Origin of the sequence: Methanoculleus nereidis, assembly GCF_032944295.1 — an archaeon.
Classification (GTDB): domain Archaea; phylum Halobacteriota; class Methanomicrobia; order Methanomicrobiales; family Methanoculleaceae; genus Methanoculleus; species Methanoculleus nereidis.
Genome location: NZ_JABFFQ010000001.1, coordinates 685,593 through 707,573 on the forward strand (window position 1 = coordinate 685,593; position 21,981 = coordinate 707,573).

The window sequence follows — 21,981 nt, forward strand, 5'->3', positions numbered from 1 at the left end:
AATAAAGGAGGAAAAAGAAATGAGACATATGGTATGGAGCATCCTGCTCCTCACCCTCCTCTGCGGCGTCTGCTCTGCTGCCACGCTCTCTGTGGACCCGGCGGAAAGCACCTGCGCCAGTGGGGAGACCGTAGAACTGACCGTCTGGGTGCAGGATGTTAGCAACCTGGGCGGGTTCGATATCGACCTGCGCTGGAACCCCTCGGTGGTCACCCTTGACACTGAGGCAGGAAACGTCACTCTTGGCCCATTCTTCTCGGGCCTGCATAACAGCTCCGTCTACTCCCAGAGCGGACGCATCCGCGTTGCAGCGGTGAACGCCACTCTCGATGGCGTATCGGGCAGCGCCCCCCTCTTCACGGTGCGCCTGGAGGCGGTTGACAACACGGGCGCTTCGACGCCGGTTACCCTCAACGTCAACAACTACGGATTCCTGAATTCCACGTCTGGTGAAAACATCACGGTATCGGGAATCATGAACGCCGTCGTCACGACCGAGAAGAGCAACGTCATCGATGCCCGGGTTGCCGTGCCATCGAACCAGGTGATCACCGGCCAGGAGAGTCACATCACCGCATCTGTCGTGAACCGCCGGGGTTTCACGACGTCCCCGCTTGATATCAATGTCAGCATTATCGATGGGGACGGCATTACGGCTGAATCCTGGAGTTACCCTGGCGAGATCATCCCTGCCTGGGGCAGGTTCCAGCAGGGACTTGTATGGACCCCGGAAATGGCCGGGCCCTACACCGTGCGGGTCAACGTAACAAGCGATAAGCCCGTCTCCGGGACGGCCGATTATACAACGACCGTTACTGCACAGGAGTATACCCTCGAGTTCACCGACGGCTATGTCTACGGTCCCTGGGACGGCAGGGCAGCCGCCGGTTCATCGTTCTCCATGGGTACCTACGTGAATGCAAGCCATACGGGCACCATCTGGTTCAACGTCACCGCCCCGGACCATGTCACGGTCGAGGGCGGCAGAAATCAGACCCGGTACGCGTATGCCTCTGAATGGAACTACATGAGCGTCCGGATACAGTCGAACACGCCCGGCCAGATCGCTGCAGGTGACATCAAGTTCGATATCGCCGCGAACGGGGAGTCCGACTCCCTGGACGGAACGGCGATCCTTATCTGGATCCCCTCGATAAAGGTCTCGTCCGTCAACGCCACGTCTGTAAACAGCGGCCAGCCCGGCGAACTGACCTTCAACACCCTCCAGACCAACAACACCTACGACAACGCAACAAAGATCATTGTCCAGTCCGGCGCCCGCGGGCGCACCCTTTCCGGTCTCGATTACCTCATCGGCTATCCATACGGATGCGTCGAGCAGACGACGAGCCGGATGCTGGCGTCGCTGAATGTCAAGAACTACTACCTCGACCGCGCGGACAAGCCCGCGGACTGGGATGACATCCGGGAGAATGCAAACTCCTCGGTCTATAACGGTGTTAAGAAACTCGTTGTGGGCGGCGAGGTAGGCCAGAACACCGGAGAGTATTATGAAAGCAGTGCCGGCGGCTGGAGCCTCTGGGGCGGCGAGCCCTCGGAGTCGTCATCGAGCTCCTACGCGGGCTACACCCTCGCCCGGATCAATATGCCTGGTGAGGACTTAAACCGGTTCCTTGAAGGAAATATCACAAACGGCAGCACATTTGAACGCGACAAGGTGAACTTCGAGAGCCTGATCAAGTGGTTCCACGACAACCCGGACGACCCGAGCAGCGGCACCTGGACGTGGAGCGCTCACGTCTGCCACTCGTGGACGCCCGAGTCGAACACCGCGTTCATCATGCTCATCCATGACATGATCAACCAGACGGTTGAGCTGGACGCCGAGCACCGCGGCTACATGGAAGACAACATGAGGAATGCCACGCGGTACTTCGTCGAGAAAGAGAGGGAAGGATCCTGGCCGGCAGGCGATGATCAGGCAATGGCGAGGGCGCTCGCCCTCTGGGGGCTTGAGGTCTTCGCGCTGCCGTCTGATGATGTCAGCAGCGACGATATTAACGATACCAAGGCGGCTTTGACGGATTGGTTGATCGGGGAGCAGGACCGTAACGACGGCTCCTGGCCTGTTGGCTATTCGTACGGCTGGTATGATAATGGAAGAAAGACAGAAGCGACTGCGTATGCTATCCTTGCGCTGAACGCGACCGGGGTCCCTGCCGAAAATGAGACAATTCAGAAAGGGGTCAACTGGCTCATCGAGCAGTACGAGAACGGCGGAGGCTGGGGTTACACCTGGGCCACTCAGGTAGCCGTTGATGCGCTGGTCCAGTGCCAGCCCAACACCGTCACCACCGGCACGGTTGATATCGCCATCGACGGGACGTCTATCGGCACCTTCAGTGTGGATGCGGCGAACCCCCGGAGAACCTACCCGCTCACATCCGCTCAGATGGACGACCTTATGGAGGGCGGAACCCTGAAGCGTGACATCTTCGAGAACGGCTACTCCACGGTGAAGTCCCATACGCTCACCGCCACGACCAGCGACGCCAGCGGACCGATCCTGGTCAGCATCGACCACTCGCAGTCCGCCCCGATCAACGAGATCGACAACACGATCCGGTCAAACCCGGTGATCCAGTCCTTCGGCTACGAAGAAGAGGCCGGGCTCCTGCAGGTCTCGACCGATATCGGTATGCTCACTGATATCGAGGAGGAGAATCCCTACACGGTTGACATCACCTCGACACCGATGGTTGCCGGCGGGGAGGCAGATCTGACGATCACGGTCACGTCGAGCGAGAACGTGTACTCCCCGATGATCGAGATCCCGATAGCCGGGTTCAGTTTCGATAACAACTCGGTCATCCGAGAAAACGGCACCACAGGCGCGTTTGAGGTTCTGAACAGCTCGACGGACAGCGACCGGCTCGCGCTCTTCATCGAGTCGGTCGGCTGGGAGCAGGGCATGGAGATGACCTACGAGTTCACGATAACGCCCGAGGATCATGGGGCGCTGGATCTCGACCTCCGTATCCGGCCGCTCTATGATGACACCGATGTCTACCTGGTCAACGAGACCTTCCAGGTTTTGGGCAGAGGGAATGTTACCGTCAACGTCGTCGGTGAGGATGGTGCACCGGTCACCGCCGACAGCATCGCTCTCGGCGCGGACAGGGTTACCAACAGTGCGAGCCACACCTTCACCAGTATCCTTGAAGGGACCTACCCGCTTGTCGTGAACGAGACCGACTACCCCTCGATCCACACCACGGCCCGGGTCACGCCGGATGCGACGGCGCTCTACAACATAACGCTCCCGTCGTCCCTCATTGACCCGACCCTGGTCTTCTCTGAGGGAGGCGCAGGGAGCATCGCCGGCGTGGCATGGGTGGAGCCCGAGCCGCTCAACGCGGCCCGGAGCGAGAACACCACCTACAACGTGACGGTTCTTGGGAACGGCGGCGAACTCGGCATTGCGCTTGAGTTCCCGATGAGGTACCTGATGAGCGAACCGGTAGTGAAGGTGAACGGTGTGGAGACGGCGTATGAGTTGATCAACGGTACGTTCGAGTACGATCCCACCATGAGGACCTACTCTACCACGAATGCCACCCTGGTCATCTATAACGCGCCGGTCGGCAGCAACACGGTTGAGATCGAGTTTGAAGGTGGATTGTTGGGTGATGCTTACAAAGATGGTAAAATCAACGTAAATGACGCTCTTTACGTTTTGCACTTTGTTGCAGGGAACATCGAAGGATTTGAAACCTACGATTATCCTAACGTCTATGATCGCGATGATCACGTAATCAACGTAAATGACGCATTATATATCCTCCATCAGATTGCGGGCAACGTAGACGAATACTACGACCCTGTCCTATAAGAGAGGGGCAACTTATGAAACCCATTTTTTCACGCACACTCATTCTTGTAGCGGTTCTGTGCGTATTGTTCACAGCGGTACAGGCAGCGGAAGTGCGCCTCGCCGACGGGCAGCTCATCGTCGCGGGCGTAGACGACAGCATCGGCCTTGGAGGCTTTGACGTTGTTCTCTCGTACGGTCCCGACGTCTCGGTCACCTCGGTCGAAGGTCTTTCAGGCTTTCTGGTGGCGAGTAACATCCAGAACGACGCAGGGATGACTGTCATTGCAGGGATATCGGCTGATGGGCTGACGGGAGATGTTCCTGTTGCATCCGTACAGGTTGAAGGGACGGGTCCCATCGCGATCGCCGTCAGGGAACTCGGGAATGCACGTGGGGACCCCATTGCCTTCACCAACCCGACATTTGGTGGGACAATCCCTACTCCCGGGACTCCTGCTCCGGGAACCCCTGGCACGCCTACGCCCGGGAGCGTGACTCCTGTCTCCACACCGGCCGGAACGCCCCAGACGACGGTGACCCCCGCGCTGGGAGAAACGGGGCAGACAGCAGAGAATGAGCCGACAATGACCGTGACAGTCACAACATCGACTGCGTTGCAAGAGGAATCACCGACACAGTTCGGGGAAACCCCTGAATCGCAGGATCTGCCAGAGAGTACACCAAAGGCGGCATTACCCGTCTTAATTACACTCTTTGCGGTCCTTGCTGTAGTCATATTAAATGGAAAGGAATAATAATAGCTAAAAAGAGAGGAGAATTCATGAAACCGACGAAGTTCAGGATAGCGTGCATAATTCTGCCGTTATTCATTGCTCTCTGTGTCGGTACAGCGAGTGCTGCCGGTAGCGGGACACTTGCTGCAACTGACGCTTTACAGATCAGAGGAGGGGAAGATGGTCACGTGTTCATCTTCCTCAATGGCTCGTACGATCCCGCTGTAGGAGGCTTGGAGTTATCTGTATTCTATAATGAGTCCATTGCCGAAGCTACAACGTTTGTCAGGAATCCTGAGGCAGGCTCTGGAGTAACACCAAGAGATCTCTCAAGTGGGTTCTCTCCTCAGCTTGCGAATGATGTGGGAATTCCTACTGAGACCTGGCTATGGGACATCACCTTTAGGGCAAGGGTGAACGATGGAAGCGTAATGACAGTTGGACTTGTTCCCTCTGTCGTTAGTAGTGTAAACCTCCCGCCTGATGACTATCTGAGTGTTACGGCTGTCCACAACGCCACCTTCTCCACCAAGGATGAAGTGCTCCCGGTGATCAATATCACCACGCCGGTGACTGTCTCGCCCACGTTCAACATCGCCGGGACGATCTACGATGTCGGTGGGATGGGCACCGCGCAGGCAACCCTGAAGAACACGACCCATGCAGCGGTCACGTACGATCTCACGCTCAACGGATTGGCCCCGACCTGTACCTTCAGCGAACAGGTCACCTGGCCGATTGAGGACGGCGTCACCCTGACGGTCACCGCGACCGATGACGCAGGGAACACCAACACCTCGTCACAGGTCATCAACGTCGTGGACGTCGGTTTCTCGAATCCCGAGCCGACCGGTTACATCAATGCCACCCCGGCCCAGGCTCAGGCGTTCATGTCCCAGATAGACAAGACCGAGCCCATCACGATGTACCTCGGCTCTGCGACCTACGGGCCGACGCGGCTGACCCTCGATACCACCACCGACTACGCGAAGGGCGACCTGCCCAACGATCTCGTTGACGGCGAGTACTGGGTGAACGTCAGCGGAACCGACAACTTCGGCGATGAGCGGTGCCTCAACTGGACATTCACGCTCGACGCCACCGCGCCGGTGATCAACTCCTTCACGATCACTGACAGTGACGGTGACGGCTACATCGAGGCCGAGGAGGATCTTACCCTGACATGGGTTGCCACCGATCGGTATTTCAAGAATGTCACCCTCATGGACGTTAACTCGCGCGAGGTTCTCTGGTCCAGCGACGACGCCTCCGGGTCAGATACCATCCAGATAGATGACGGAAACCGCGACCTTGCGTTCCGCGCCTACGACCGTGCGGGCAACTACGACAGCCGCGCATTCCACCTCTACTACGACTACATGATCTGGGTGAACTCGACGAAGGTGGGCGAGGTCTCCGGCCTCGACACGACCTACACTGCGGTGAAGGATGTCAGCAGGACTGCGGTAAGTTCCATCACCCTCTACGGGTGCACTGTAACCCTCCCTACCCTGAACCAGTTGCAAAAGAATGTTACAAACGTCGGCTGGGTCACCCCCGACACCTATGTGGTCGTGGACAAGAACGCTAACAAAACCATTTCCGGAAGCGAGACCTACCAGAATGCCTGGGTTCTCGATCCGAACACGGACCTCGACTTCCTGGTGAAGGTGCCGCACGTCCACAATGCCACCCTCGTCCTCGGTGAGGCAAACGAGTCGTACATTGATGAGCTGATCCGCGGCGGAAGAGGCGGCATGCACTCGGTCAACTACACCGAACTTATCAAGAAGGCTGCCTACATCTTCATCGATGGCGGCTGGGCGAAGGTCACGGTGGATGACGACGGCACAATCTCCATACCCGAACACTCAGGAAACAACATCACTAACGCGGGCAACATCTCGGCAACGCTGCGCCACCCAGATAACCAGGTGGACCTGCACACCGGCTACCGGCTGAGTACGCAGGGCCTGACGGCAATTACGCCCGCTCCCGGCGACTACGCCCTTGCTGCAATCGCCATGGACGGCGACCGGATCGGTCTCCTCGGCGCGATGCCGATTATGGTAATGGAGAGCCCTGACCAGGGCGCGATCACCCCCACGAGTGTGCAGCAGAACGCGACCTTTACCGCGCAGTTCAGGTATGATACACCCTGTGAGCGTCTCGGCGTGGTTGTTCTCCGCAACGTCGCCTATGACGGCAACGCACTTATCGACATGTCGACGCTCGGTAGGGATACGCTCCGCCTGAACCTCACCTACAACGGTATCGCCGCAACCCAGAAGCTCGCTGGTAATGTCTACGTCAGCCCGAGCAGCGGGAAGTATGTAGTGGCGAACACCAACCAGGCCACGATCTCGACGACAGGCCTTGAACCCGACACCTACCAGGTCTACATGGTAGGGCAGAGCGCCAACGGCACGATGCAGGCCTACGGGCAGCATACGCTCACCATCACTCCGCACGTGACGCCCACGCCCACCGCTCCTCCCCACCACGGTGGCGGCGGTGGCGGCGGCAGCAGCAAAGCCCCTGTCTCTTACACCACGACAGGCACCTTGCTGACCAACAGCGCAGGAACCGTCCTCAAATCCATTAGGGTTAACGCCGAGGACAACGTCGGGAGCCTGCTCATCCCGATCGGCACGAAGGCACTCGACGCAGACGGCAACCCGCTCTCCAGCATCAGCCTCAAACCCCTCACGGGCAGCGATGTCCCGGCGGCTCCGACCGGAGCAGTCTTCCAGTTCGCCGGCTACGCCTATGAGGCTGGACCTGCAGGTGCCACCTTCGAACCGGGTATCACCCTGACGTTCGATATCCCCGACGATGTCTGGGAGACTCTCTACCTCCCGGGCAACCAGCTGACGGTGAAGTGGTACAACCCGGAGACCGATCTCTGGGAGGACCTCCCGGTAACCGTCTCGCCGGGCTCGAAGACCGTGACAGCAACGGTGACTCACTTCAGCACCTTCGCGCTCTTCACCGAGCCCGTGACGACGCCGGTCACCCCAACCGAGACCGCGACCACGGCCCCGGCGACGCAGACCACAACGCCGCCCGGTGAGCAGCCCGGCGAAGGGCTGCCCATGACGATGATCCTCTCGATCTTCGCGGTTGTCGTCATCATCGTAGCGGCCGGATACTTCTTCATGATGCGGAAGTAATCCAACCCAACCCTTTTTTTGCCTGCCGACGGCAAGCAGCGGCTCTCACGTCTATCTGCCGGCCTTTCACAGCAGCCTGCGCGAGTGCCGGGAGCGATTGATACAGCCCCGGAGGGCCACGGTGACGGAACAGGTTCTTGATGGCAGCCCTGCCGGTGCGGCGCCCTCTCCACCGGACTCATCGAAACGCTCCGGGGCGAGATTGCCACTCCGTTCACCATCGATCCGGGGCGGCCCGACCTGGACCGGGGGTGCTGACCTGGGAACCTCAATGTGAGCGTAGCGGCCGCTATAGCGGCTTTCCGAATGCTCTATGAGGGCTTCAGGCCCAAGGGTCAGGAGAAGATGCGGGATCCCGGGATGGGCTGGCGTAGCTGTTCGGAGGTGGGTTTCCGCTCTCCATTTTCGTCTTCAGAACCGGGGTAAAGTTTATTTACGCCAAGAAGCATCGTCCACCACATGAAGAGCATGTTTGGTATCCTTGCCCTCATGGTGATCGCGAGCATCATGATCGCAGGGTGTGTGCAGCCAGAGGGGAACGAAACGGTGACCCCTGGCACAACACCGGGACTCACCGAAACCCCGATGGAAACAGAAACCCCGATGGAAACGGAAACCCCGATGGCAACGCCGACGACACCGATGGAGACCGAGACACCGATGGCAACGGCAACAACGCCGATGGAGACAGAAACCCCGGTGGGGACCGAGACACCGGTAGGAACGGCGACGACACCGGCGGGAGACGGAACCCCGATGGCGACGACCCCCGCGGGCGCGACAGAGACCCCGCCGGGACCGCCGGCGGCAGCCGTTGCTGACGAGATCGTCTCCATCACCGACGGTGGCTTCGTGCCGAACACGATCACCGTTCCATCCGGCACCACGGTCGGATGGACAAACGACGCCTCGTCGAACCAGACTGTAACGGGGACTGGGGATATGTCGTTCTTCAGCTCCGATCTGCTCCAACCGGGCGATTCGTACAGTTACCCCTTCACTACCGTGGGCAACTACACCTACCAATCACAGACGTCCGGGTCCACCGGGACGGTCATCGTCACCGCCAATACAACCACCTGATCCTCCTTTTTCCCGTCGGGCGGTAATCGTAGGGGGGCCTTGCGGACCCCCTTACGATCGCCGGTATGCCCCGGCCGCCTCGACCAGTCTTTCGGCGAATCCCTTTGCGAAGTAGGCGTGGGTATACTGCCCGACCGCGTTCTGTGTGATAAGCCCGTCCCGGCCGCCGTCGATCCCCCGGCCCCGGAGGAGCTCCAGGGCAAAGCGTGCGTCGGGAGCACAGTCGAGACGTGAATAATGGAATTCGTGGCCCCGGAAGGCTGACCCCGGTGCAAGGACCGGTGTAGCGCCGACAACCCGGGCCTCCACGTAGCCGAGAGCCTGGATACGGCCCGTCATCTCCGTTGCTGCGGGGAAGACACCTGCCATCGGGTAGTCACCCTCGTCAGTTGCGAGCCGCTCGGTGAGATAGGCGAGTCCGCCGCACTCGCCGTAGACCGGCATGCCGTCGTCGACCGCCTGGAGGATGTCTTCCCGGCACCGTGAGGCAGCGAGCGCCCCCGCGTGAAGCTCCGGGTAGCCTCCTCCGAGGTAGAGGGCATCCACATCCGGGAGCCTGTCCGTCATCGGCGAGAAGAAGACCAGGTCCGCCCCTGCCCGCGTGAGGCGATCGAGGTTGTCGGCGTAGTAGAAGCAGAACGCCTCATCGCGTGCGACGCCGATCCGGACCTCAGCCTCAGACCGGCCGGGGTTCTCCGCCGGCGCCAGGGATGAGGCCGACCGGGCGAGATCGATAATGCCGTCGATGTCGCACGCCTCCTCTGCCACTGCACCGAACCCGGCCATCGCCCCGGTTTCGGCTGCCATCGCGAGCCCGAGGTGCCTGCTTTCGACCGCGAGATCCTGTCGCCGCGGGACTCCCCCGTAGATCGGGAGGCTTTTCGTCTCCTCGATCATGGCCAGGTGGCGGGAACTCCCGATCCGGTTGAAGATGGCCCCGGCGACCCGGACGGCCGGGTCGAACCCCGCATAGCCACGGACCATGGCATGGACGCTCCGTGACGCACCCCCTGCATCCACTACGAGAAGGACCGGGGCGTCAAGGATCTTTGCGACGTGCGCTGTGCTCGCGATATCGGTCCCTTCGAGACCGTCGTAGAGCCCCATGACACCCTCGATGACGGCGAGATCAGCCCCCGCAGAGGATCGGACGAACGTCTCCCGTACGCCTGCCTCCCCCATCATGAACGGGTCGAGGTTGCGTGAGGTCCGGCCGCAGATAGCCGAATGGTGCGTAGGATCGATAAAATCCGGGCCCACCTTGAAGGGCTGGACGGCGAGTCCCCGGGCGGCGAGCGCCGCCATCAGGCCGCTTGCAAGCGTGGTTTTGCCGCAGCCGCTGTGGGTTCCCGCGACGATTACTCGTGGAATCTGGCGCATAACGTTCCTGTAGTGTTGAATACCGCAGAAGATAAATATGACCTGCGACAACCACTTAAATCAAATAAATTTGCCTTACAACAAGCATGTTTGACTGTGCCGCCGACGCGGCTGCAGTCCATAGGTGATATCATGCACATCATGGAAGGATTCTTACCAAGCCCCTGGTGGGAGATCTGGTTCTTCGTCTCCCTGCCCTTCATCGTTATCGGACTGTACCAGCTCAACAAACTGGTGCAGGAGAAACGGGAAGCCCTGCCGCTCCTCGCCGTCGCAGGCGCCTTCGTCTTCGTTCTCTCCTCGCTCAAACTCCCCTCGTTCAATGGGAGCTGCTCCCACCCCACGGGGACCGGACTTGGCGGTGTCCTCTTCGGCCCCTGCATCGCCGCCGTCCTCGGGCTGATCGTCCTCATCTTCCAGGCGGTCTTCCTCGCGCACGGCGGGATCACCACCCTCGGGGCAAACGTATTCTCGATGGGGATCGCAGGGCCGGCCGTCGCCTACTTCATTTATAAGGCTGGGACCCGGGCGGGCGCAAACACCTACGCGACGGTCTTTTGCGCTGCAGCCCTCGCGGACCTCGTCACCTACGTCGTCACTTCGGTCCAGCTCGCCCTCGCCTTCCCGGGAACCGCCGGGTTCCTCGGGGCATTCTCAGCCTTCGCCGCAATCTTTGCCGTCACCCAGGTGCCGCTTGCCATCATCGAGGGCGCGGTCATCATGCTCGTCTTCAAGTACATCGTCCAGCTCAAGCCCGAGATCCTCACCCGCTTAAACCTCCTCTCCGAGAGCACCGTTACGAAACTCCGGGAGGCCGCAGCATGAAGTATGGGATGGAGCTCGCGGTCGCCGCGCTCATCGTCGTCTTTGCCGCCGTCTTTCTCTTCCAGGACGCCGCGATCCAGGCCACCCTCGGCGACGGGGAGGAGGCATGGGGCGGGGCGGACGGCGAGGCCGCCGGACTCATCGAAGCCTCCGGCTACGAGCCCTGGACCGGGCCCCTCTGGGCACCCCCGAGCGGGGAGGTCGAGTCGCTCCTCTTCGCCCTGCAGGCCGCCATCGGCGCCGTGATCATCGGTTACGTCTTCGGCTACTGGCGAGGCAGCAGGAGAACCGCCTGATTTTTTGGTAATCCGGCAAACAGGGTGAGAGAATGTACGAGGTGCTCGAAGACTTTGCCCAGACAAACGGTCTGCGGGAGACGAACCCGGGACTCAAGCTCTTCATCGGGCTCGCAAGCATCCTCCTCTGCGTCTCGTCGCCCGGCCCCGTCGCACCCCTGCTGGTCGCGGCCACGATGAGCGCCGCCATCCTCGCCCTCGCGAAGATCCCGGCACGGTTCTACGCCCGGCTTCTCCTCGTCCCGGTCTCGTTTTCGGTGATGAGCATCGCCGTGATCCTCTTCATCACCGCAGGCGGGGCGGTGCTCCTCGAGGTCCCCGCTCTGCCCCTCGCGGTCACGGCGGACGGCGCGAACCTCGCCCTTCTCCTCCTCACCCGGGTCTTCGGCGGCATGTGCTCGCTCTACTTCATCGCGCTCACGACGCCGATGACCGAGATCTTCGACATCCTCCGGAGACTCCGGGTGCCCGCCGCCTTCATCGATCTCTCCCTGCTCACCTACCGGTTCATCTTCATCCTCATCGAGGAGGCCGGCCAGATCTACCGCTCGCAGGTGATGCGTCTCGGCTACGGCCGGTTCCGGGAGTCGGTGCAGTCCTTCGGGATGCTTGCCGGAGTGCTCTTCATCCGGACCTGGGAGAGCGGCGAAGCCCTGATGCTCGCGATGGACGCACGCTGTTACGACGGCAGGCTCGGCATCCCCGCCGATTCCCGGCCGGTCTCAATCCCCGCCCTCGCGACGGCCCTGCTCTATCTCTCGGCCGTCTTCGGCGTCTCGCTCTCTACCGGAGGTCCGGTACTCGTATGACGACACCGCTGCTTGAAACCGACAACGTCACCTACACCTACCAGAACAGCCCCGCCGCCCTCGCCGGGGTGAGCGTCCGGATCGACGCCGGCTCAAAGACCGCCCTCGTCGGCCCGAACGGTGCCGGGAAGTCGACGCTTCTTCTGATGCTCAACGGCATGCTCAGGCCCGCCTCGGGGGAGGTCCGTTTCGGCGGCAGACCGCTCGCCTACGATAACAGAAGCCTCCGTGATCTCCGCCGCCGGGTCGGGTTCGTCTTCCAGAACCCCGACGTCCAGATCATCGCCCCGACCGTTGAAGCGGACGTGGCTTTCGGGCCGGTGAACCTCGGTCTTCCTCCCGACGCCGTCCGGCGGGCGGTCGGGGATGCGCTCGGCTACGTGGGGCTCCGGGGCTACGAGAGGCGGCCGCCCCACCACCTCTCCGGCGGCGAGAAGAAGCGGGTCGCCATCGCCGGAATCCTCGCGATGGAACCAGAGGTGCTCGTCTTCGACGAACCGACGAACACCCTCGATCCCGCAAGCTCCGAGGAGGTGATGGAACTCCTCGACGAACTCGCTTCCGGCGGCCGGACGGTGCTGATATCCACGCACGACGTCGAACTCGCCTACCGCTGGGCCGACTCGGTCCTCCTGATGGAACGGGGACGGGTGCTCGCCAGGGGTCCACCCGAAGAGGTCTTCTCGGACCACGCCCTCCTCGCAGCCGCCCGGCTGAAACCCCCCGCCCTCCTCGACCTCTACAACGAGCTCGATCTCAGGGGCGTCATCGACGGGGGCGTCCCCCCGAAAAGCGTGCTCGAGTTCACCGACCGGATCGAGCGGCAGATGCACGGCCACGCACCGGCCCGGGACGGGGCCGGGACAATCTACCTCTGCAACGCCGACCGGACCGGCGGGGACGCGATCCTGCGGCTCATCGAGCAGGGAACGGTCGAACATGTCGGGGCGATGGGCACCCGCGCGAAAGAGTTCGCCAACCGGGAGCGGATCCTCCTCGATTACACCTACGGCGTCATCGACAAGTGCATCTTAAAAGCCCTCATCGGGGAGAACTCGCTCATCATCACCACCGGGGGTATGGTCGAACACGTCCGCCACCGTATCGGGGAATACAGTGCCGAGAGCGGGCAGGCGCTCGCGGTGATCCCCGTGCAGGACCAGGCGAGCCCCGGACCCGTCAGGGAGAGCATCCCGGAGTAAAAGGGAGCAGAATGTCGCTCGGATGGACGGGCAGGCGCTGGACATTCGTTTTTCCGGGAGGTCTGCGGTCGCCGGGCGAAGGTTAATCCGATGTCGGTACCTTTTGGGTACCCCATGATGCTCGAACAGGTGCTGCAGCAGATATCGGAGCAGGTGAAACGGAAGTGGATGTGCCTGCCCGACCACAAAACGAAGATTGTCTGTACCATCGGGCCCTCATCACGCTCCCGGGAGGTGCTCGCCCGGATGATCCTCTCAGGCATGAACGTCGCCCGGCTCAATCTTTCCCACGGATCGTTCGACGAGCATCGGGAGAACATCAAAAACATCCGTGCCGCCGCGGAGGATGCGGACCTCCCGGTCACGATCCTGCTCGACCTCCCCGGGCCGAAGATCCGGGTAGGCATGCTCGCAGAAGAGCCCATGATGCTCCACAAGGGCGAGACCGTCACCCTCGTCGCTGCCCCGGCATCGGACGACCCCTCCGTGATCCCTGTCGATTTCGAGCAGTTCCCGCAGCTGGTCTCGCCGGGGGGCACCATCTTCCTCAGCGACGGGTTCCTCCAGATCCGGGTCGACGAGGTTGCCGGGAGTGCTGTCCGGGCGATGGTGGTCGTCGGCGGCCCCCTCCTCTCGCGTAAGGGGATGAGCCTTGTGGGTGGCGGGGGGATCCTCGCGGTCAGCGCCCTGACCGAACGTGACCTCGAGTGCATCGAGTTCGGACTCGCCGAGGGGCTCGACACCTTCAGCATATCCTTCATCCAGCGGGCGGAGGAGATCAGGAAGGCCCGGGAGTATGCCGCGCGGTCCGGGAAGTCCATCAAGGTGATCGCGAAGATCGAACGGCAGGAGGCGCTCGCAAACCTCGACGAGATCCTCCGGGAGGCCGACGGGGTCATGATTGCCCGGGGCGATCTCGGGGTCCAGACTCCCATCGAGGAGGTACCCGCGGTGCAGAAGCGGATCATCCAGAAGGCCAACATTCTCGGCCGGCCGGCGATCACCGCCACCCAGATGCTGATGTCGATGACCGACAACATCCGGCCGACCCGGGCGGAGGTGACCGACGTCGCGAACGCCATCCTCGACGGGACGGACGCCGTCATGCTCTCCGAGGAGACGTCCATCGGGAAGTACCCGGTCGAGACAGTCGCGATGATGGCGAAGATCGCCCGCTCGACCGAGGAAGAACGCGCAAGCGTCGGGGCAGGGTGCGCCCCGCTCGACTACTTCCGGCGGGGGAAGGGGCGGGAAGAGATCACCGTCAACGACGTCGTCTCCTTAAACGTCATCGAAGCGCTGGACGCGCTCGGCATCCGGTACGTGCTGACACCCACCCGCTCCGGGAGCACACCGAGGAACATCTCCCGGTTCAAACCCGAGGCCTGGATCCTCGCGTTCACCCGAAACCCGAGCACCCTCAAGTTCCTGGCGTTCTCATACGGAGTCTGCCCGTTCCTGATCCGGAGCGAGAAGGAGTACTGGCACGGGGCGATTCTCGACTCGATCCGGGACTCGGGGCTTATCGAGCCCGGGGAGCGCGTGGTGCTGACCGAAGGAGTGTCCCCGGGGCGGGAAGGGACCGACTCGCTCATCATCCTGACGGTCGATTGAGAGGGAATGCCCTCCGGAGATCCCTCCGGGATCCTCCGGCACGCAAACCCTATCCCGGTGGAGGGCGAACACTCATCAATCATGGAAGCCATCATTCCGGGAGAACAGGATGGCGTTCTGAAAGAGAAGACCGCACGTCTCTCGGTCGCGTCGAACACACTTCTGGTCGTGGCGAAACTTGCCGTCGGTTTCGCCATCGGATCGGTCGGTATCATATCCGAGGCAATCCACTCCGCCATCGACCTGATAGCCGCTGTCATCGCCTACTTCTCGGTCAGGCAGTCGGCCCGGCCTCCCGACGAGTGCCACACCTTCGGGCACGGGAAGTACGAGAGCATATCGGGGCTCCTCGAAGCGGTCCTGATCCTCGCGGCCGCCGTCCTGATCATCAACGAAGCGGTGAGAAATCTCCTCGGCGGGGAAGGAACGCTGAACGTCGAGGGGCTCGGGCTTGGCATCGCCGTCATGCTGCTCTCGGCCGGGGTGAACTTCTACGTCTCCTCCCGGCTGATGACGGTGGCGAAGAAGACCGAGTCGATCGCGCTCGAGAGCGACGCCTGGCACCTCAGGACAGACGTCTACACCTCCGCCGGGGTCGTCGTCGGGCTTGTCCTGATCCGGCTGACGGGTCTGGTGGTCCTTGACGCCCTCATCGCGCTCGTGGTCGCCGCCATCATCCTCCGGACGGCATTCGACCTTATCCGGCGCTCGTTCGAGGATCTCGTCGACCGGAGTCTCCCCGCCGACGAGGAGGCGCGGATCCGGGAGATCATCAGCGGGTACTGCACGGACGTCATCGATTTCCACCGGCTCCGGACCCGCCGGTCGGGGCCGAACAGGTTTGTGGATCTCCATATGGTCGTTCCGCGGACCGCGACCCTCGAGGAGGCGTATGGCATCGTGAAACAGGTGGAGGACGATATCCGGCGGGAGTTCCCCCGGGCGAACGTCACGATCCGGGTGCAGCCCTGCACCGGCGAGGACTGCGCCTCCTGCGGGGTCTTCACCACCTGCCCGGAGTGCGACCGGCTCGCCCTCTGCGGGAGGTCAAAAAAAGAGGAGTAAAAGGCCAGGGATTCCTACCGCCAGGAGAAGAGGCCCCGAACCTGCATCTCTTCGCTCGCAAGGGTTCTCAGCCGGTCCTGCTCCTGCTCGATCGTCCCGACCTGCTCCCGGAGCATCGTCCGGGTCTCGTCGTCGCAGGTGCAGTTCTCGACCAGGCGCCGGAGTTCCGTGGCGCGCTCCCGGTTCTGCTGCGCCTCCTCCTCGATCATCCGTGCGGCCTGTGCATCACCCCCGAAGAGGAACCGCATAAAGGCGTGCCGGGTCCGGATCTGCTCTTCGGCCTCGAAGGTCTTCTGGACCGAGTTGTTGATCTCCCGGGCGATGGCGGAGACGTTCTCTCCTATGCCGCCGGTCCGGTTCTCAGCGCCGAGCAGGGCGTGGACGGCGAGCCGGACCCGGTCCCGGTCTGGAACATTCTCTTCCCACTGCGGGGTCGTATTCTCCGAAGCCCGCACCCGGTCCCCGGAGGTCTCGTTCTCCCCTATCCTCATCCGCTCCCGGTCAGGGATGCTCTCTTCTGCGCTAGAGGTTGCATTCTCCTCCGCCCTCACCCGCTGCTCTCCTCGCGGTGTCGTGTTCGTCTCGCCGTTCCCGACCTGCTCTCCCCCCGGGCTGCCGTAGCTCCCGGAAGCGGCGGCCGCGAATCCCGGGAGAAGGAGGAAGACGATCATGGCTGCTGCAATGATGCGCTTCACCGATCTTCACCTCTGGTGATAGAGAGATCGGGATGGACCTTTATACAATAATCGAACCGGGCGGTTCAACGCACTTATAGCAGCAGCACAAGAACGAGGCAGGCCACGACCGGGATGACAAGGTTGTCGTCCACGGGGCTCACCAGTTCGGCGAGGGCCGTGGCCGCAGCCGTCGTGAGGGCGATCGGCGGCGGGACGAGAAGACAGAGAACGATCGCCGTCACCGCGATCCCGGCAAGCGTCCCCTCCAGAGACTTGTGGTTGTAGATCCGGGTTCTGCCGAATCGGGCGCCGGCGAGGGTGGTGACGCTGTCGAGGAGCGAGAGCACCACGAGCCCGATGAAAGCGATCTCTTTACCGAAGAAGACCAGGCAGAAGAGGGCTCCGAGCGCGAAGAAGAGCGCCCCTTTGCCCGGGACAGCGTCCCGCCGCTCAAGACCCGCGATGACTCTTGAAACAACCGGTATGGTGTAGCCCCGGGCGATGGCGTCGGAGAGGATGAACCCCGCGAAGAGGGTGAGCACGAGTGCCGAGAGGACAAGGTTGCGGTCAAAGAGGTGGACAAAACCCGCGATCCCGAGACCGAAGACGAGGTGGACGACCTGCCGGAGCGACTCGTTCATCACACCAGAGGTTGGTGCCGGACCGGTTAAACCCTCTGCAGGCAAGGTCGGGGAAGAGCGGAGGCAAATCATGCCGATTAATTACTCTTAGAACGCATACATCCTCCAGGAACTGACAGATGGAATCATTCAATCATACCGGAGGAAGCGCTGCCGAGGCCAGGGATCTGGATGCCGTCGCACGGTTTTATGTCAAGTGCGCGCTCTGGCTCGGGGTGCACGATCCGAATTTCGTTGAGGCGTACTTCGGTCCGGCGGCGGTGCGGGAGGAGGCGCTCATGGTCACGGTCCCGCCGGACCGTGTTGCCGGGTACGCCGCCGATCTCCTCGCGACCCTGGACCGGATCGATCCCGATCGACTGGAGGGCGCCGGTCGCATGCGCCACGCCTGTCTCCAGGGCATGGTCCGGGCGCTCGAGGCCCGCGCCGGGCTCCTCGCGGGGATGACTATCTCCTTTGATGCCGAAGCGGAGGCGCTTTTCGGTGTCGCGGCGCCGGAGGACGAGCCGGCCTGGTACGAGGGGTTGCACGCAGCACTCGACGCCGACCTCCCCGGGACCGGCGACCTTCCCGGGCGCTACCGGACATTCATGGACTCGTTCATCATCCCGCCCGATCGGCTGGAACAGGTCTTTGCAGCCGCATTTGCCGAGAGCCGCCGCCGGACCGCTGAACATCTGCCGCTCCCGGCGGGGGTGCGTCTCGAGGCCGCGTATGTCACCGGGGAGCCGTGGGAAGCCTGCAACCGCTACCTCGGGGACGGGACAAGCCTCGTCCGGGTGAGCGCCGACCTGCCGGTCACCATCGACCGCCCCCTCACCTACGCCTGCCGCGAGGGCTACCCCGGCCACCACACGATGTGGGCGATCCGGGAAGCGGGCCTCGTCCGTGCCAGGGGCTGGATCGAGCACTCGGTCGTCCCGCTCGCATCACCGCTCACGACGGTCGCCGAAGGAGCCGCCCGGCTTGGGGAGGAGATGATCTTTCCCGGTTCTGAGCGGGTGGGGTTCCTGGAGGAGGTTCTCTTCCCACTGGCCGGGTTCGACCCGTCCGATGCCGCTCTCGTCGACGCCGTCAGCACTGCGGCTATGGACCTGGTCCTCTTGGGGAATGCCCGGGTGGCCCGCGGGTTGATCGGCGGTGCGCTCTCGCGTGAGGAAGCGTACGGGTTCCTCCAGGACGTCCTGCTTCTCGACCCCGAGACGGCGAAGGCCCACCTCCGGTTCATCGAGGAGTTCCGGGCCTACCCGGTGGCCCTGAGCGAGGGATACCGGCTCGTCCGTGACTACGTCGGGAGCGGGACGGACCGGTGGGAACGTTTCGCCCACGTCCTCACTGAGCCGGTGCTGCCCGGCGACCTCACCTCGAGCGGCAGTCCCGGATGAAGGCCCGGGCCTCTTCGTCGGTGATCGCGTAGGTTGCCTGGGCATCGAGCGCGGCTACCCGGAGGATCACCGCGACGTCGTCGAGGCGCCGCTTATGGTCGCCGCGGACGTGCTTTCTCACCTCGCGCAGGGTCTCGAGCGCGGTCGCGACGTTCGCGATCGTGCATAAGGCGCTCTCCCGGGTGCCGGCATCGACAGCTGGGAGGACGCGGGGCGGCCGGGTGACGGGGACAGGGGTCATGCTACCTATCCTTGCGCTTCATGAACTTGAACCTGCTGGAACCTCTGCAGATAACGTATTAACCCCAAAACCCCAACCTGAATTGAGTATCTCCCTGCCGGAGATCGACCCATGAGCGCAGACGATACGACCAATATACCCGGACCGGAGGACTGGAGAGACCTACTCACAAACCCTTACCTTGCCGGCCCCATAAAATTCATTCTGCCGTTCGCCATCGCTCTGGCTATTTTCGTGGCGCTCTACCTGATCGAGCCCTACCAGCAGTTCCTCGTAATCTCGGGGCTGCTTGCCGCCTACTTCTTCCCACCGGCCGGGAAGGAGTCGATCATTCCCATCGCGATCATGATGGGTTATCCCTGGTGGCTCGTCACCCTCGCGATAGTCCTCATGGATGTGGCCGTCTCCCTCTTCGTCGTCTGGAACTTCGATCTGGCCCTGAAGATCCCGCTCATCGGTCGCCTGCTCGAGAGCGGGATGACAGCGGGCCGGAACTACACCGATGCCCGGCCCTGGCTCCGGCGGTTCTCGACAATCGGGCTCATCCTTCTGGTATTCTTCCCGCTCCAGGGAACAGGAGCAATGAACGGGGCAATCCTCGGGCGGCTGCTCGGGCTGGATATGTACCGGGTTTTTTCATGCGTCTGTATCGGGTCGCTTGCCTCCAGCCTCGCCCTCGCTCTCGGCTCCGACGCGCTCCTGGACATCTATCACCAGAATCCGACGCTCGGGATCGGCATTGTGGCCGCGATCGTCGTCACAGTTCTTGCCGCCGTCGCCAGCCTGAAACTGCGCGAGAAACGCCTCCGGGAACGGACGCCAAGGTAACGGAAATAGCGGCTCAGTTGAAATGCTTCACACAACCTCTGAATAGCACTCAGTTACCAATAGAGGTGGTAATGTGACCCCACGCGAAGACGCGAAATTGGCAACGGTGTTGGTGGTTCCCTTCGCGTCTTCGCGCCTTCGCGTGAGACTAATCTGAGAGGGGCAACAAAGCCGAAATAGCAGTAATTATGCCTTCCGGCATCCTTTCCATTTCAGGGAATCCTGATGAGTTCTCACGTATATCTATGCATCATCGCCGCCCTGGCGATCCTGGTCGCCGGTTGCGTGGCGGATCAGTCGGCGGCGACGAGTGCCGCCGCGGTCGACGGAGACGCTGCGGCACTCCTCATCCGCCTGCAGTCCGAGATCACCGAGGCGCTCGAGGATCTGGACGACCGCCTGGCGTATGCCGCATACGACCTCGGGAAGACCGGTCTCTCCGGCGACGACGCTCGCGGGATCCTCGCGAACCTCTCCGACACCGATCCGTCGATCGTCGACTGCGTGGCAGCCGACGCGGGAGGCACGATCGTTGCCGCCGAGCCGGCGGCGTACCGCGATGCCGAGGGCACGAAGATCCGGAACCAGAGCCATGTCCGTCACATCCTCATGACGAAGCGGCCGATCCTGAGCGAGATGATCACGGTTGTAGAAGGGTTCCCGGCAACGGTCATCGCCGCACCGATCTTTGATGACGAAACCGACGGGAGCCGGTTCGTCGGGTTCGCCGCCACTGTATTCCGGCCGGACGACCTGATCGCCGGCGTCGCCGGCCCGGCGGCGAACGGCACCCCGTACCAGGTGATGGTCATCCAGACGGACGGGCGGGTGCTCTACGACACCGACCCGGCCCAGATCGGGAAGATGACATTTGAAGATCCACTCTACGCGGACTACCCCGAGCTGCTCGACGTGGCCCACCTGGTCGCCGACGAGCGTTACGGCACCGCGACCTACGAATTTACTGCCGATGGGCAGACGGTGCAGAAAGAGATCACCTGGACGACGGCCGGGCTCCACGGGATGGAGTGGCGCGTGGCGGTGATCCAGGCGGTGGGGTGAGAGATAACCGGCACGGGCTGCTCGTGCTGTTCGGATTGGGCTGCTGGGAGTGTATGGGGATCCCCTCCCGATCCGGTTACCCCTTTTTGTAGGTACGTAGTTTTGAATCCAATAGTATACTCCATCCCTCGCAGAACCCGCGCCTGGCCGGGGTCGGCGGCCGGGATGTTGAACCAGACGATTGTCGGCATATGCCTCTCGGTGGAGGCTGCGGCGGATAACCCTTTCCCCGGCTGAAACCTTTTATAGCCGGGCGCGGATAGGAGTGGGCCATGGCGGGACTGGAGATGCGCCGGTTCGGAAAGACCGGGCGGGAAGTCACGTGCGTCGGACTCGGGGGAGAGGGGGTTCTCAGGACGTACGGGAGACACGAGGAGGCAAATGCCGTCATCATGGAGGCCATTAATCAGGGGGTCGTCTACTTCGATTCGGCGAAGGCCTACGCGGGGAGCGAGGATTACTATGGCGAGGTCTGGGTGAGTCGTCCCGACCTCCGGGCGCCGATCTTCCAGGCAAGCAAGTCGGCGAGCCGGGCACACGCGGGCGCCGAGATGGATCTCCTTGAGACCCTCCAGAGGATAGGCATCGAGACCCTTGACCTCTGGCAGATCCACGACGTCCGGACCTTCTCCGAGATCCGGGAGATCGAGGAGGCGGGCGGCGCTCTCGAGGCGTTTGTCGAGGCTAAGGAGAGGGGCATCGTCCGGCATATCGGGGTGACGGGGCACCACGACCCGGATGTCCTCTCGCACGCGGTCGAGAACTGGCCGGTCGACGCTGTAATGATGCCCGTCAACCCGGTGGAGGGGGCGCTCGGGGGTTTCCTCTCCTCGACGCTCCCCGCCGCGAGGGAGCAGGGGGTCGCAGTCATCGGAATGAAGGTGCTCGGCGGGTCGAACTACCTCGTCCCCGGTGCAGGAGTGACACCGGAACTCCTCGTCCGGTACGCCCTCGCCCAGGACATCTCTGTCGCGATCGTCGGCTGTTCGACACCTGCAGAGGTGCAGGCGCTTGCCGCCGCCGGGCGGAGCGGTCCTCTGCCCGACGACGAAGCGGCGGCGCTTGTCGAAGCGTTCCGCCCCTATGCCCGCGAGCTCGCGTACTACCGGGGATTCTGGTGAGGCGGTCCCG

General features: G+C 62.4%; 18 protein-coding genes. 14 read left to right on the forward strand and 4 right to left on the reverse strand.

Features of this window, described 5'->3' with window-relative positions; genetic code table 11:
* The first annotated feature begins 19 nt into the window (after positions 1-19).
* The 4 genes from HL657_RS03630 (at position 20) to HL657_RS03645 (ending at position 8,825) form a co-directional block, all read left to right on the forward strand.
* On the forward strand, positions 20-3,853 hold the full coding sequence (locus HL657_RS03630) for a hypothetical protein (protein WP_317295459.1): 3,834 nt from the start codon (positions 20-22) through the stop codon (positions 3,851-3,853).
* 14 nt (positions 3,854-3,867) lie between these two features.
* On the forward strand, positions 3,868-4,590 hold the full coding sequence (locus tag HL657_RS03635; protein WP_292382512.1) for a hypothetical protein: 723 nt from the start codon (positions 3,868-3,870) through the stop codon (positions 4,588-4,590).
* A gap of 410 nt (positions 4,591-5,000) precedes the next feature.
* Positions 5,001-7,742: a hypothetical protein gene (locus tag HL657_RS03640; protein ID WP_317295460.1), complete on the forward strand. Its 2,742-nt coding sequence runs from the start codon at positions 5,001-5,003 to the stop codon at positions 7,740-7,742.
* 459 nt (positions 7,743-8,201) lie between these two features.
* Positions 8,202-8,825 carry a cupredoxin domain-containing protein gene (locus HL657_RS03645; RefSeq protein ID WP_317295461.1) on the forward strand — a complete coding sequence of 208 codons (624 nt, stop codon included), beginning with the start codon at positions 8,202-8,204 and terminating at the stop codon, positions 8,823-8,825.
* Positions 8,826-8,876: 51 nt separating this feature from the next.
* Here the strand turns inward: HL657_RS03645 and HL657_RS03650 are convergent, their stop codons facing one another.
* Positions 8,877-10,205 carry a cobyrinate a,c-diamide synthase gene (locus HL657_RS03650; RefSeq protein WP_317295462.1) on the reverse strand — a complete coding sequence of 443 codons (1,329 nt, stop codon included), beginning with the start codon at positions 10,203-10,205 and terminating at the stop codon, positions 8,877-8,879.
* Between the two features lie 132 nt (positions 10,206-10,337).
* On the opposite strand from HL657_RS03650, the gene HL657_RS03655 reads away from it, so the two are divergent.
* The 6 genes from HL657_RS03655 (at position 10,338) to HL657_RS03680 (ending at position 16,016) form a co-directional block, all read left to right on the forward strand.
* Positions 10,338-11,030 (forward strand): energy-coupling factor ABC transporter permease, encoded by a 693-nt coding sequence (locus tag HL657_RS03655; protein WP_317295616.1) that lies wholly within the window; start codon positions 10,338-10,340, stop codon positions 11,028-11,030.
* Positions 11,027-11,326, forward strand: a complete 300-nt coding sequence (locus tag HL657_RS03660; protein WP_317295463.1) for an energy-coupling factor ABC transporter substrate-binding protein — start codon at positions 11,027-11,029, stop codon at positions 11,324-11,326. The genes HL657_RS03655 and HL657_RS03660 overlap by 4 nt, the downstream gene beginning before the upstream one ends.
* 32 nt (positions 11,327-11,358) lie before the next feature.
* A complete protein-coding gene (cbiQ, locus tag HL657_RS03665) occupies positions 11,359-12,135 on the forward strand; it encodes a cobalt ECF transporter T component CbiQ (RefSeq protein ID WP_317295464.1) in 777 nt (258 codons plus the stop codon).
* On the forward strand, positions 12,132-13,337 hold the full coding sequence (locus HL657_RS03670; protein WP_317295465.1) for an energy-coupling factor ABC transporter ATP-binding protein: 1,206 nt from the start codon (positions 12,132-12,134) through the stop codon (positions 13,335-13,337). The genes cbiQ and HL657_RS03670 overlap by 4 nt, the downstream gene beginning before the upstream one ends.
* Positions 13,338-13,427: 90 nt before the next feature.
* Positions 13,428-14,951 (forward strand): pyruvate kinase, encoded by a 1,524-nt coding sequence (gene pyk / locus HL657_RS03675; protein ID WP_317295466.1) that lies wholly within the window; start codon positions 13,428-13,430, stop codon positions 14,949-14,951.
* 81 nt (positions 14,952-15,032) lie between these two features.
* The gene (locus HL657_RS03680) at positions 15,033-16,016 is read left to right on the forward strand and encodes a cation diffusion facilitator family transporter (RefSeq protein ID WP_317295467.1); all 984 of its coding nucleotides are present in this window, start codon (positions 15,033-15,035) and stop codon (positions 16,014-16,016) included.
* A gap of 14 nt (positions 16,017-16,030) precedes the next feature.
* Here the strand turns inward: HL657_RS03680 and HL657_RS03685 are convergent, their stop codons facing one another.
* Both HL657_RS03685 and HL657_RS03690 read right to left on the reverse strand, forming a co-directional pair.
* Positions 16,031-16,711: a hypothetical protein gene (locus HL657_RS03685; RefSeq protein ID WP_317295468.1), complete on the reverse strand. Its 681-nt coding sequence runs from the start codon at positions 16,709-16,711 to the stop codon at positions 16,031-16,033.
* A gap of 74 nt (positions 16,712-16,785) precedes the next feature.
* On the reverse strand, positions 16,786-17,334 hold the full coding sequence (locus tag HL657_RS03690; RefSeq protein WP_317295469.1) for a diacylglycerol/polyprenol kinase family protein: 549 nt from the start codon (positions 17,332-17,334) through the stop codon (positions 16,786-16,788).
* 119 nt (positions 17,335-17,453) lie between these two features.
* Between HL657_RS03690 and HL657_RS03695 the strand changes: the two genes are divergently transcribed.
* A complete protein-coding gene (locus HL657_RS03695) occupies positions 17,454-18,719 on the forward strand; it encodes a hypothetical protein (RefSeq protein WP_317295470.1) in 1,266 nt (421 codons plus the stop codon).
* On the opposite strand, the gene HL657_RS03700 is transcribed toward HL657_RS03695, so the two are convergent.
* Positions 18,694-18,960: a hypothetical protein gene (locus tag HL657_RS03700; protein WP_317295471.1), complete on the reverse strand. Its 267-nt coding sequence runs from the start codon at positions 18,958-18,960 to the stop codon at positions 18,694-18,696. The two genes, HL657_RS03695 and HL657_RS03700, sit on opposite strands and share 26 nt — an antisense overlap.
* Before the next feature lie 111 nt (positions 18,961-19,071).
* Here HL657_RS03700 and HL657_RS03705 point away from each other — a divergent pair, with 111 nt between their 5' ends.
* The 3 genes from HL657_RS03705 (at position 19,072) to HL657_RS03715 (ending at position 21,971) form a co-directional block, all read left to right on the forward strand.
* Positions 19,072-19,788 (forward strand): small multi-drug export protein, encoded by a 717-nt coding sequence (locus tag HL657_RS03705; protein WP_317295472.1) that lies wholly within the window; start codon positions 19,072-19,074, stop codon positions 19,786-19,788.
* Positions 19,789-20,013: 225 nt separating this feature from the next.
* On the forward strand, positions 20,014-20,850 hold the full coding sequence (locus HL657_RS03710) for a cache domain-containing protein (RefSeq protein ID WP_317295473.1): 837 nt from the start codon (positions 20,014-20,016) through the stop codon (positions 20,848-20,850).
* 272 nt (positions 20,851-21,122) lie between these two features.
* A complete protein-coding gene (locus HL657_RS03715; RefSeq protein ID WP_317295474.1) occupies positions 21,123-21,971 on the forward strand; it encodes an aldo/keto reductase in 849 nt (282 codons plus the stop codon).
* Positions 21,972-21,981 lie beyond the last annotated feature (10 nt).

What these genes read in the sequence shown, in the direction of transcription:
- HL657_RS03630 (WP_317295459.1), top strand. Translation starts at nt 20, where the DNA reads ATGAGACATATGGTATGGAGCATCCTGCTCCTCACCCTCCTCTGCGGC.
- HL657_RS03635 (WP_292382512.1), top strand. Translation starts at nt 3,868, where the DNA reads ATGAAACCCATTTTTTCACGCACACTCATTCTTGTAGCGGTTCTGTGC.
- HL657_RS03640 (WP_317295460.1), top strand. Translation starts at nt 5,001, where the DNA reads ATGACAGTTGGACTTGTTCCCTCTGTCGTTAGTAGTGTAAACCTCCCG.
- HL657_RS03645 (WP_317295461.1), top strand. Translation starts at nt 8,202, where the DNA reads ATGAAGAGCATGTTTGGTATCCTTGCCCTCATGGTGATCGCGAGCATC.
- HL657_RS03650 (WP_317295462.1), bottom strand. Translation starts at nt 10,205, where the DNA reads ATGCGCCAGATTCCACGAGTAATCGTCGCGGGAACCCACAGCGGCTGC.
- HL657_RS03655 (WP_317295616.1), top strand. Translation starts at nt 10,338, where the DNA reads ATGCACATCATGGAAGGATTCTTACCAAGCCCCTGGTGGGAGATCTGG.
- HL657_RS03660 (WP_317295463.1), top strand. Translation starts at nt 11,027, where the DNA reads ATGAAGTATGGGATGGAGCTCGCGGTCGCCGCGCTCATCGTCGTCTTT.
- cbiQ (WP_317295464.1), top strand. Translation starts at nt 11,359, where the DNA reads ATGTACGAGGTGCTCGAAGACTTTGCCCAGACAAACGGTCTGCGGGAG.
- HL657_RS03670 (WP_317295465.1), top strand. Translation starts at nt 12,132, where the DNA reads ATGACGACACCGCTGCTTGAAACCGACAACGTCACCTACACCTACCAG.
- pyk (WP_317295466.1), top strand. Translation starts at nt 13,428, where the DNA reads ATGTCGGTACCTTTTGGGTACCCCATGATGCTCGAACAGGTGCTGCAG.
- HL657_RS03680 (WP_317295467.1), top strand. Translation starts at nt 15,033, where the DNA reads ATGGAAGCCATCATTCCGGGAGAACAGGATGGCGTTCTGAAAGAGAAG.
- HL657_RS03690 (WP_317295469.1), bottom strand. Translation starts at nt 17,334, where the DNA reads ATGAACGAGTCGCTCCGGCAGGTCGTCCACCTCGTCTTCGGTCTCGGG.
- HL657_RS03695 (WP_317295470.1), top strand. Translation starts at nt 17,454, where the DNA reads ATGGAATCATTCAATCATACCGGAGGAAGCGCTGCCGAGGCCAGGGAT.
- HL657_RS03700 (WP_317295471.1), bottom strand. Translation starts at nt 18,960, where the DNA reads ATGACCCCTGTCCCCGTCACCCGGCCGCCCCGCGTCCTCCCAGCTGTC.
- HL657_RS03705 (WP_317295472.1), top strand. Translation starts at nt 19,072, where the DNA reads ATGAGCGCAGACGATACGACCAATATACCCGGACCGGAGGACTGGAGA.
- HL657_RS03710 (WP_317295473.1), top strand. Translation starts at nt 20,014, where the DNA reads ATGAGTTCTCACGTATATCTATGCATCATCGCCGCCCTGGCGATCCTG.
- HL657_RS03715 (WP_317295474.1), top strand. Translation starts at nt 21,123, where the DNA reads ATGGCGGGACTGGAGATGCGCCGGTTCGGAAAGACCGGGCGGGAAGTC.